This is a genomic window from Elioraea rosea (assembly GCF_007644105.1).
Lineage (GTDB): Bacteria > Pseudomonadota > Alphaproteobacteria > Acetobacterales > Acetobacteraceae > Elioraea_A > Elioraea_A rosea.
Map to the genome: position 1 here is coordinate 55,206 of NZ_VFAC01000024.1, position 10,655 is coordinate 65,860.

Sequence of the window (10,655 nt, forward strand, 5' to 3'; positions counted from 1 at the left end):
GTTCACGAGGCCCTCACGCGCGGGTCGAGCACGGCATAGAGCACATCGACGATCAGGTTGATCACGATGAAGCCGAGCGAGAGAACGATGATCGTGCCCTGGGCGAGCGGCATGTCGGAGGACAGGATCGCCCCGACCGCGAGGCGGCCGACGCCCGGCCAGGAGAAGATCGTCTCCGTCACCACCGCGCCGCCGAGCAGGAAGCCGATCTGCAGCCCGATCAGCGTCACGACAGGGATCAGCGCGTTGCGCAGCGCGTGGTGCAGCACGACGAGACGCTCGGCCAACCCCTTGGCGCGTGCGGTGCGCACATGGTCGGCGCCGAGCACGTCGAGCACTGCCGTGCGCGTCATCCTTGCCACGGGGCCGACGAACACGCCGCCGAGGGTGAGCGCGGGCAGGGCGATCGCCTTCAGCCCGGCGAGCGTCCAGATCGGCCCGTCGCGGCCCGTGAAGGGCAGGAGCTGCCACTTGAAGCCGACGAACCAGATCAGCACGAGGCCGACGAAGAACACAGGCACCGACACGCCCGCCACGGCGAAGGCCATCACCGCGCGGTCGAAGATCGAGCCGCGCCAGTAGGCCGCCACCGTGCCGAGCAGGATGCCGAGCGGGATCGCCCAGATCAGCGAGGCGAACATCAGCTCGAGCGTCGGGCCGATCGTCGCGCCGAGCTCCTGCGACACGGGAACGTTGTTGATGATCGAGACGCCGAGATCGCCGCGCAGGAGCCGCCCGAGATAGAGGAAGAACTGCATCCAGAGCGGCTGGTCGAGCCCGAGGTCCTTGCGGATCGCGTCGATCACGTCGGGGGTCGCCAGCGGCCCGGCGCGCACCACGGCCGGGTCGGTCGGCACCACCTGGAGAAGCACGAAGCCGATCAGCAGAACCCCGAACATCACGGGGATCGCCGTCAGCAGGCGCCTTGCGATATGGGCGAGCATCGTCCGTCAGGCGGCCGGGCTGAGCACGCCGTGCCGGTCATGCGTGACCGCGCCGCCGAGCAGGGTGAGGTCGCACGCGACGCCGCGCACCCGTTCCGTGAGCGCGTCCGGATCGAGGGCGAACAGGTCCTCCGACAGCACGGCGATGTCGGCATCCATTCCCGGCGCGAGCGTGCCGCGCTTGGCTTCCGCGAACTGGCTGAATGCGCCGGCCCAGGTGTAACAATGCAGCGCCTGCTCGAGGCTCAGCCGCTCCTCCGCCCCGAGCACGATGCCCTTGTTCGTCCGCCGCGTGAGCATCGTGTAGAGGTTGATGAAGGGATCGACCGTGGAGACCGGGCAGTCGGACGAGGCGGAAGGATTGTGGCCCTCGTCGAACCAGGTGCGCATTGGGTAGGCGGCCTCGGAGCGGGGCTTGCCGAGGTTCTTCACGTAGAGATCGCCGAACTCGTACATGAACACTGGCTGCGGCACGGGAAGGATGCCGTGAGCAAGCATGCGTTTCCGTTGCCCAGCCGTGACGAAGCCGCAATGCTCGATGCGGTGTCTCCGGCCGGCGAGCGGATGCTCCGCCGTCCCCGCTGCCTCCATGCCGGAGAGGACCTGCTCGATCGCTGCATCGCCGATGGCGTGGATGTCGAGCTGCCAGCCCTGGCGGTGATAGTGGCCGAGAAGGTGGTGCATCGTCTCGTCCGGGAAGCAGAACACGCCCGTGCCGCCGCCCGCACTTTCAAGATAGGGGTCGAAGAACGCCGCCGTGAGCCCGCCGGCGGACCCGTCGGCGAACACCTTCACCGCGCCCCAGCGCAGCATCTCGTCTCCCGCATCGGGGCGAAGCCCGCCCGTCCAGGCGGCTTCGGCAATGCCTTCCGGGTTGCCGGCGAGCACCTGCCACATGCGCTGGCGGAGACGGCCATCCTTGCGCGCGCGCTCATAGGCGGCGATCTCCGCGATGCCAGCGGTCATGCCGACATTCATGTCGGTGGCTGAGGCGAAGCCGAGCGAGGCGAGCTCCTCTCCCGCTGCGCCGATCGCATCGACCATCTCCGGCTCGCCCGGAGGCGGCACCTCGTTCAGCACGAGCCGCATCGCACGTTCCTGGAAGAGGCCCGTCAGCACGCCGCCCTTGCGCTCGATCACGCCGCCCTCCGGGTCTGGCGTGTTGTGGCCGACGCCAGCGCGCTGCATCGCAGCCGAGTTGGCAACGCCCATGTGCCCGCACGTGCGGCGGATGAACACGGGGTTGTCAGGGGCCACGCGGTCGAGCTCCACCGCCGTCGGGTGGCGGCCGACATCGAGCGCGCCGTGGTCATAGCCGCGGCCCATAATCCACGAACCTTTCGGCGCCGCCTTCGCAGCCGCGCCGATGCGCCGGAGCACCTCGTCGAGCGTCGTCACCTCCTCTGCGCGCAGGTTCACCTGCGACAGGCCGAGCCCGTAGGGAAGGAGGTGCATGTGCGCCTCGTTCAGCGCCGGGATCGCAAGCCGCCCGGCGAGATCGACGCGCCGCGTCGCGGCACCGGCCAGCGCGCCGATCTCGACGTCGCTTCCCGTCGCCACCACCTTGCCGCCGGAGATCGCGAGCGCGGTCGCCCGCGGCAGGTCGAGCCCGCACCAGACCGTGCCGCCCGTGAGGACCAGGTCGACGCCACCGCCCCGAATGCCATCCATCGTCAAACCCTCCAATCGGGGCTGCCGGCGAGCAGCCTCAGCGCGGCGTTCCATGCCATGTCGCAATGCGCGAGGCTCGCCCCGCCGTTGAACTGCGCTGCCGTCCTGAGGCGAACCTCTTCCGGCGGCAGAACGAGCTCGCTTCCGCCGGCGAGCGCGGAGATCTGCGCCTGGCAGGCGCGCTCGAGATAGTAGATCAGATTGAATGCCTCCGCGATCGTGCGGCCCGCGACGAGCAGCCCGTGATTGCGCAGGATCATTGCCTTGTGCGGACCGAGATCGCGCACGAGCCGCTCGCGCTCATCAAGCTCGAGGGCGATGCCTTCGTAGTCGTGATAGGCGAGATGGCCGTAGAACTTCAGCGCATGCTGGCTGATCGGGAGAAGTCCGTGCCTCTGCGCACTCACGGCGATTCCCGCCTCTGTGTGCGTGTGCACGACGCAGGCGAGTTCCGGCCGGGCCATGTGGATCGCCGAATGGATCGTGAAGCCTGCGGCGTTCACCACGCCCGTGGCACCTGGGTCGACCACCTTGCCCTCGAGGTCGATCTTCACGAGCGAGGAGGCCGTTATCTCGTGGAACAGGACGCCGTAGGGGTTGATGAGGAACTGATGTTCCGGTCCCCCATCTTGGCTCTTGGGCACCCGGGCGCTGATATGGGTGTAGATGAGGTCGGTCATCCTGTGATGGGCGATCAGGCGGTAGAGGGCCGCGAGATCGCAGCGCACCTGCCACTCCGCTTCCCTGCCTTCGGCACAGGATAGAGGTCCGCCCGCCGCAGATTGCTGCGGCGTCGTCGTCACATTCACTCAACCGGCTCCCAGATTTGCTGCTTCGCCTTTCGTCGAATGTTCGGGCGTGGTTCGGGGGGCGTCAAGCGCTGCCGGGCGCACTAGGCTGCGCCACATGACATCGCCTCCCCCCGGACTTGCCGCGCCCAAGGCGGCCGCGGCAGGGCTTTCCGCCCTGTTCTGCGGCCTCGGCATCGGCCGCTTCGCCTACACGCCGCTGCTTCCCGCACTCGTGACCGCCGGCTGGTTCGGCCCGGGCGAGGCGGCGGCCTTCGGGGCGGCGAACCTCGTCGGCTATCTTGCCGGCGCGGCGGTGGCGATGCCGCTCGGGCGCCTCGTGTCGCTGCCCGTGCTGATGCGCGCGATGATGCTCGCCGTCGCCGCCAGCATGGCGGTCTCGGCCGCGCAGCCGGATGCAGCGGTGTTCGGCCTTGCGCGATTCGCCGCAGGTGCTGCGGGCGGCGTGCTGATGGTGCTCGGCCCGCCCGCCCTGCTCGCTGCCGTCGAGGGCCGGGTGCGCGGCCGCGTCGGCGGGGCGATCTTCGCAGGCGTCGGGTGCGGCATCGTCGCCTCCTCGGTTGCGCTGCCGCTCCTGCTTGGCCTCGGCGTCAGGCCCGCTTGGCTCGGTCTTGCGGCAGGGGCGGTGGCTTGCGCCGCCGTCGCCTGGCCGTTCTGGCCGCCGCATGCCCCGCCCGCGCCGACGCAGGCCGCGCCGCCGCCAGGGCTTGCGCGGCTGATCGCAGCCTATGCCGTCAATGCCTTCGCGATCGTGCCGCACATGCTTCTCCTGTCGGACTATGTGGCGCGCTGGCTTGGCCAGGGTGTCGCCATGGGCTCGGGCGCCTTCGCCGTGTATGGCCTCGGCGCAACGCTCGGCCCGCTCGTCGGTGGCTATTTCGCGGACCGCGTCGGGTTCGGACGTACGCTGACGGTCGCGATCACGCTGCAGGCCGCGGCGATCGCTCTGCCCGCCATGCTGCGGACGGTGCCCGCGGCGTTCGTCTCGGCCCTGCTCGTCGGCTCGCTCACGCCGGGCATTCCTCCGCTCGTGCTGGGCCGGGCAGGCGAGCTTGCGGGGATGCAGGCGGCCGCGCGGTCGTGGCGTGCGGCGACCATTGCCTACGCCGTGGCGCAGGCGCTCGGCGCCTTCGCTGCCGCGGCTGCGTTCGCGCGGCTGCGCGCCCATCCCCCGCTGTTCGTCGCCGGTTCCGTGTTCGCGCTTGCCTCGCTCGCGATATTGCCGCGCACGCGGAGGCCTCCGGCGGCATAGTTGCGCGGCCGTCCCTGCCTGCCATACTTCGCCTGGAAGGTTCGGGAGAACGGCGATGACACCCATGAAACGACGCGCGCTTGCCGCCGCCGCAGGCGTCCTGCTCGGCGCAGTGGCGGCACTCCCGGCCGGCGCGCAGGCGCCGTCGCGCTCGACGTTGCGGATCGTGCTGATCAACGATCTCGCGAGCATCGACCCCGTGCAGTCCACCGCCGCGTTCGTCCGAAATCACGGCTTCATGGTGTATGACCAGCTCTTCGCGCTCGACAGCAAGGGCGTCGCACGGCCGCAGATGGTCGACAGCCACACCGTCTCGCCGGACGGCATGGAGTACCGCTTCACGCTTCGCGAGGGACTCGTCTTCCACGACGGTGCGCCCGTGCGCGCGGCCGACGCGGTCGCCTCGATCCGCCGTTGGTCGCAGCGTGACATCGTCGGCCGCGCCCTTGCCGCCGCCACCGCCTCGATGGAGGTGGTGGATGATCGCACGTTCACCCTGAAGCTTTCGCGCCCTTTCGCGCTGGTGACCGAAGCGCTGGCACGGCCGACGGCGAGCGCGCTGTTCGTGATGCCCGAGCGCATCGCCTCGACGCCCGCAACAACCGCGATCACGGACGCGACCGGCTCGGGCCCCTTCATCTTCCAGGCCAATGAGTGGCAGGCGGGCAACCGCGCCGTCTATGTGCGGAATCCGAACTACCGCCCGCGCGCGGAGGAGCCCGATGGGCTCGCCGGCGGCAAGGTCGCGAAGGTCGAGCGCATCGAGTGGGTGGCGATGCCCGATGCCGCCACCGCCGCCGCGGCGCTGCAGACGGGCGAGATCGACTTCATCGAACAGCCGTCGCCCGACCTCATTCCTGTCTTGGAACGAAACCGCAACGTGCGCACCATCGCGCTGAACCCGGTCGGATTCATGGTGTGGCTGCGCATCAACCACCTGCACCCGCCGTTCAACGACCCACGCGCGCGCCAGGCGCTGCTGCACCTCATCAACCAGCAGGAGAACCTGCAGGCGATCGGCATACGCCCCTCCGAGCAGGTGCCGTACTGCCCGGCCTTCTTCTTCTGCGGCACGCCGCTTGAGAGCAGCGCCGGCGCGGTGGGACTACGCCAGGCCGACGTGGCCAAGGCGCGCGCGCTGCTCGCCGAGGCAGGCTATGACGGGCGGAAGATCGTGTTCATGAACGCGGCGGACAGCCCGATCAACAACGCCGCCACGCTGACCATGGCCGAGGCCTTCGGCAGGGCTGGCCTCAACATGGACGTTCCCTCGAGCGACTGGGCGACGGTGACGCAGCGGCGCAACCGTCGCGAGCCGCCGGAGCAGGGGGGCTGGAACTTCTTCGTCACCGTCGCCAACGTGCTCGACGGCCAGAACCCGCTGACCAATCTCTACCTCGCGAGCCCCTGCGAGGGCGGGCTCACCGGCTGGCCGTGCGACGAGGACCTCGAGCGTCTCCGCCGCTCCTGGTGGGAGGAGCGCGACGCGGCGAAGCGGCAGGAGATCCTGCATGCGGTGCACGCCCGCGCCTACCAGGTCCTGCCCTACATCAATGCCGGGCAGTTCCGCACGCTCGCGGCCTACCGCGCCAATGTCGAGGGCATTCGCGCAACGACGGTTCCCGTGTTCTGGGGCGTGGAGAAGAAGTAGCGCCCGTCAGTAGCCGCGGGCGGGGTCGTACCGGTTCAGAACCGTCCCGCTCGCCTCGAACGTCCTGATCGCATCAGCGACGAAGCGCGCGCGTGCGGCGCGGTTCGGGAACGAGGCGATGTGCGGCGTGACGAGGATCTTCGGGTGTGTCCACACGGGGCTGTCCTGGGGCAGCGGCTCGGTCTCGAACACGTCGAGCGTTGCGGCTTCGATATGGCCGGAATCGAGTGCGGCGATCAGGTCCTCGATCACGACATGCGACCCGCGCGCGCCGTTGATCACAGAGGCGCCGCGGGGAAGCTTGGCGAGCGTCCGCGCGTTGACGATGCCTGCCGTCTCGGGCGTCGCGGCGAGAAGGCAGACCAGGATCTCGGTTCCCTGGAGGAAAGCGTCGAAGCCCGCCTCGCCGCCGAAGGTCTGGATGCCCGGGATGTCCCGCCTGGTGCGGCCCCACCCCTTCACGCGGAACCCCGCGTCGCGCAGCGCCTCGGCGGAGGGAAGACCGAGCGAGCCGAGCCCCATCACGCCGACGGTGCGGTTGGCCGCCTCTGTCGTCTCGACCTCCTCCCAGACCTTGCGGCGCTGGTTCGCCACGTAGGCGTGGAACTGGCGATGGTGGAAGAACACCGTCGCAAGCGCGAACTCGCGCATGCGCGCCGCCGCCTCGGGCGCGCCCATCTTCGCGACGGGAACATGCGCGGGTAGATGCGGGTCGGCCGTCAGGTGGTCGATGCCTGCACCGGAGGAGATGATCAGCCTGAGATTGTGGAAGGTCGCAAGCCGGCCCGGGTCGGGCGCCCAGAGGAAGGCGTAGGCGACCTCCTCGGGCTTCACGCCGGGGTCATCCCACCAGCGCACGTCGAGATCGGGCAGGAGCTCGGCGAACAGCGAGCGCCATTCGGGAAGCGAAGCCTCGCCTCCCGTCTTGACCAACAGGATCATGCGATTTCCCGGATGAGCTTTCGTCTCAGTGCGGCGGTGAACTCCGCCCGGCTCGGCGCGGCCTCGACGAAGGCGCCGGGCCCGCCGATCACCGCGCCCTCGTAGTGCGCGACGAGGCCTGCGCGGCCTTCGACGATGGCGAGCGCGTTGATCTGGATGCCCTTGCCGACCGCCTCGTCACGCGCCTCCGGAGCGGGGCGGAGGCTCCGCATGTCGCCCGCGTCGCCGGAGATGTCGATCACCCTGCGCGTCGCCTCGAACGGCGAGGCCTCGAGCAGCGCGACCGCATGGTCGATCGCATCGCCGATCGCGTTCCAGGACTGCACCGAGCGCGGCGCGGAGACGACGGCGCGGCCGAACGCCGACGCACCGTCCGCGCCGCCGACGAGACGCCACGGCACCATCGTCGCTGCCCCGCCTGGCGCGCCCCACTCGACATAGGTTACGGCGATGCGCCCGATCGGGCCGGAGCGTATGCCGGCGAGCACGCGCGCATCGGCGATCGCCTCGGCGATGCCTTCCTTCTGCAACCTGAACTCGTCCGCGTCGATCGAGCCCGAGGCATCGGCGCAGAGGACGAGCGCGACATCGACGGGCTCGGCCGCGCGGAGCCTCCGAGGCAGAGCGGAAGCCGCGAGGCCGAGGACGGCAGCGCGCCGGCCACGCCGCATCGCCGGCTCAGCCGCGCCCGAGGAAGGGCATCTTCGTCGCCATCACCGTCATGAACTGCACGTTGGCCTCGAGCGGCAGGCTCGCCATGTGCGCGACGGCGTGGCCGACATGCGCCACATCCATGCGCGGCTCCTCGGCGATGCGGCCATCGGCCTGCTTCACGCCCGCCTTCATCCGCTCGGTCATCTCCGTCGCCGCGTTGCCGATGTCGATCTGGCAGACGGCGATGTCGTACTTGCGGCCATCAAGGGCAGAGGCCTTGGTGAGGCCGAGCACGGCATGCTTCGTCGCGGTGTAGGGCGAGCTGTCGGGGCGCGGCGCATGCGCGCTGATCGAGCCGTTGTTGATGATCCGCCCGCCGCGGGGGGTCTGGTCCTTCATCACGCGGAAGGCTTCCTGGGTGCAGAGGAAGACGCCGGTGAGGTTCACGTCCACCACCTGCTGCCACTTCTCGACGGGAAGCTCCTCGAGCGGAACGCCAGGCGCGTTGAGCCCGGCATTGTTGAACACGAGGTCGACGCGGCCCCACTGCTTCACGGCAGCGGCGAACAGCGCCTTCACCTCGTCCGGCTTGGCGACGTCGGTCGGCACCACGAGCGTCTTGGCCGGCGCGGCGGACTTCGCGGTCTCCTCGAGCCCCTCGCGCCTGCGGCCGGCGAGCACCACCGCCCAGCCATCCTTCGCGAGCGCCAGCGCCGCGGCGCGCCCCACACCCGTACCCGCGCCCGTCACGATCGCCACGCGCTCGGCCATGCGCCCCTCTCCTCGTCGAGTTGTCCAAGGCCGGCGTCCCGGCCGGCGGCGCCATGTGGCCATGGCATCGGCGCCCTGGCAACGCCCCGGGCCGGTTGCCGCATCCAGACCATCGCGTTCACCGCCGGTTAACGGTTCCGCTGCTAGAGGCGGACAAGGCAGCCAGAAGGGTGGACCTTGGTATGCAGGACGGCACGGTTCCGGGCAATCACGAGGACGGTTCTACCGCCGTCGCCGACCCCGTCGTTTCGGGCGCGGTCGCCGCGCTCGCTGACCGGGCGAGCGCCTATCTGTTGGCGGGATACGGGCTTCATCTGCACGGCCCGATCGGGTCGGGCAGGACGACGCTCGCCGGCCTGATCGCCAAGGCACGCGGCCGTCCGGTGCTCGCCCTGGCCGGCAGTTCCGATCCCGTGTCGGTGCTGACCGCAGCCTGTCTCCGGGGCGCGACGCTGCTCGCCGACGGGGCAGGCGCGGAACTGGCCGCCATCGCGCCGCCGCTCGCCGGCGCGCTCTGCGGCACGATTGCGGCCGGTCCGGTCGACCCAGCCTTCCGCGCGATCGTCGTCACTGCCCCGGGCGAGGCGCTCGGGCCCTGGCTCGCGGACAGGCTCGTCCCGCTCTGCTGCGACGGACCGGACCGCGAGACCGAGATCGCCATCGCCGCCTCGCGCTCGGGCCTTCCGGCCGAGGAGGCGGGGCGGATCGTCGACATGGTCCGCGACATACGCCGCTCGCGCGAATACGCCGAACGCCCGAGCCTCCGCTGCACCATCGCGCTCTGCCGCCTCGCGCAGGCGCTCGGCTGCGCCGTCTCGGCGGACGACCCGCGCTTCATGGCGCTCGTCCTCGACATCCTCGGGGCGAGGCTGCGCCACACGGCGGACGGATTGCCCGACCCGCGCCACAGGCAGATGCTCGCAGGCCTCGTCGGCCATTTCTGTGCGGAGCGGCCGCGCGCCCAGGCGGTGGCGGCATGAGCGCCGAAGCGGGCGCACCCCTCACCGTGCTTGGCGTCGCGCCCGTCGCCGCGACGGCACGGCTCGCCACGCTTCTCGGCGCGGGAGAGGGGCCTGCCGTAATGGCCTGCCGCGCCGGCGCGATCGCCGCCTTCGCCGCCCGCGGCGATGCCTGGCGCCAGCACCGCGCGGCACTGAAGGCGCGGCTCATGCGTGCTGCCTCCGCCGCTCCCTTCCTCCCGGCCGATCCGCGCCACGCGGTGTGCGCCGCAGGTGAATGGCCGCGCATCGTTTCTGCCTCCGCCGGCCCGCTCGCCGAGGCACTCGCCCGCGACGGGTTCGACCAGCAATGGGAGATCACCGTCACGCCCAGGCGCGACGGCGCGTCCGCCGCGGAGGCGATGACGGGTCTGCGCGCCGCGCTCGCCGACAGCGCGCTTGGGCTTCGCGTTCGGTCGCGCGGCCCGGGGCTGAGCCTCGTCGTGCTGATGCCGCGCGAGGGCGGCTACGATGTCGCCCGCGCTGCCGCCGCTGCGTCGAAGGGCAGGGGCAGGGCGCATGAGGTCTCGGTCGAGGGGCCCCTGCCACCGCTCGCCTTCGCCGGTTTCCGCATCGCCTGCGCCGAGATCGAGGACGTCGCCCGCGCCTGGGCGATGCTTGCCCTGCGCGACATCTCCGACCCTGCCGAGCTCGCCCGGCGTTGGCGCGGCCTCGCCTTCGCGCTCGACCCCGCGCGCGGCGGCAGGCGTGCCTCGTCGCGCCCGCTGCGCGAGGCAGGGCGGGCCTACGGGCTCTTGCGGACGCTCTCCGAAGGGCTCGGGCAGGAGCGCTTCGCGCGCGACGACCTGATGGCGCTCTGCGGCGCGCCGCTCGCCCTGCCGCAGGACACCTCCATCGCCGGCCACGCCCGGCACGCGGGACCGCACGCATGATCCGTACCCTCGGCGCAGCCTGGCTCGCCGCTGCCGCAGCGACCGCGGCCGCCTTCGCCGCCACGGCCTG

10 protein-coding genes are annotated in these 10,655 nt (G+C 70.9%); 4 read left to right on the forward strand and 6 right to left on the reverse strand.

Annotation, left to right across the window (positions count from 1 at the left end):
- Positions 1 to 2 precede the first annotated feature (2 nt).
- Genes FIF60_RS14660 through FIF60_RS14670 form a run of 3 tightly spaced genes read right to left on the reverse strand, consistent with a single transcriptional unit; the run spans position 3 to position 3,418 of the window.
- The gene (locus FIF60_RS14660) at positions 3 to 944 is read right to left on the reverse strand and encodes an ABC transporter permease (RefSeq protein ID WP_144186836.1); all 942 of its coding nucleotides are present in this window, start codon (positions 942 to 944) and stop codon (positions 3 to 5) included.
- Between the two features lie 6 nt (positions 945 to 950).
- Positions 951 to 2,615 carry an amidohydrolase gene (locus FIF60_RS14665; RefSeq protein ID WP_144186837.1) on the reverse strand — a complete coding sequence of 555 codons (1,665 nt, stop codon included), beginning with the start codon at positions 2,613 to 2,615 and terminating at the stop codon, positions 951 to 953.
- A 2-nt stretch (positions 2,616 to 2,617) separates the two neighbouring features.
- Positions 2,618 to 3,418: a class II aldolase/adducin family protein gene (locus FIF60_RS14670; RefSeq protein ID WP_144186852.1), complete on the reverse strand. Its 801-nt coding sequence runs from the start codon at positions 3,416 to 3,418 to the stop codon at positions 2,618 to 2,620.
- A 103-nt stretch (positions 3,419 to 3,521) separates the two neighbouring features.
- Here FIF60_RS14670 and FIF60_RS14675 point away from each other — a divergent pair, with 103 nt between their 5' ends.
- The gene (locus FIF60_RS14675) at positions 3,522 to 4,676 is read left to right on the forward strand and encodes a YbfB/YjiJ family MFS transporter (protein WP_144186838.1); all 1,155 of its coding nucleotides are present in this window, start codon (positions 3,522 to 3,524) and stop codon (positions 4,674 to 4,676) included.
- A 55-nt stretch (positions 4,677 to 4,731) separates the two neighbouring features.
- Complete coding sequence (locus FIF60_RS14680; protein ID WP_144186839.1) at positions 4,732 to 6,327, forward strand: ABC transporter substrate-binding protein; 1,596 nt, start codon at positions 4,732 to 4,734, stop codon at positions 6,325 to 6,327.
- Between the two features lie 6 nt (positions 6,328 to 6,333).
- On the opposite strand, the gene FIF60_RS14685 is transcribed toward FIF60_RS14680, so the two are convergent.
- Genes FIF60_RS14685 through FIF60_RS14695 form a run of 3 tightly spaced genes read right to left on the reverse strand, consistent with a single transcriptional unit; the run spans position 6,334 to position 8,694 of the window.
- Complete coding sequence (locus tag FIF60_RS14685; protein ID WP_144186840.1) at positions 6,334 to 7,269, reverse strand: 2-hydroxyacid dehydrogenase; 936 nt, start codon at positions 7,267 to 7,269, stop codon at positions 6,334 to 6,336.
- Complete coding sequence (locus FIF60_RS14690) at positions 7,266 to 7,940, reverse strand: DUF1194 domain-containing protein (RefSeq protein ID WP_144186841.1); 675 nt, start codon at positions 7,938 to 7,940, stop codon at positions 7,266 to 7,268. The genes FIF60_RS14685 and FIF60_RS14690 overlap by 4 nt, the downstream gene beginning before the upstream one ends.
- A 7-nt stretch (positions 7,941 to 7,947) precedes the next feature.
- Positions 7,948 to 8,694, reverse strand: a complete 747-nt coding sequence (locus FIF60_RS14695; RefSeq protein ID WP_144186842.1) for an SDR family oxidoreductase — start codon at positions 8,692 to 8,694, stop codon at positions 7,948 to 7,950.
- A gap of 170 nt (positions 8,695 to 8,864) precedes the next feature.
- Between FIF60_RS14695 and FIF60_RS14700 the strand changes: the two genes are divergently transcribed.
- Positions 8,865 to 9,674, forward strand: coding sequence for a P-loop NTPase family protein (locus tag FIF60_RS14700; RefSeq protein ID WP_144186843.1), 810 nt, complete (start codon positions 8,865 to 8,867; stop codon positions 9,672 to 9,674).
- The gene (locus FIF60_RS14705) at positions 9,671 to 10,585 is read left to right on the forward strand and encodes a hypothetical protein (protein ID WP_144186844.1); all 915 of its coding nucleotides are present in this window, start codon (positions 9,671 to 9,673) and stop codon (positions 10,583 to 10,585) included. The genes FIF60_RS14700 and FIF60_RS14705 overlap by 4 nt, the downstream gene beginning before the upstream one ends.
- The last annotated feature ends 70 nt before the right edge of the window (positions 10,586 to 10,655 follow it).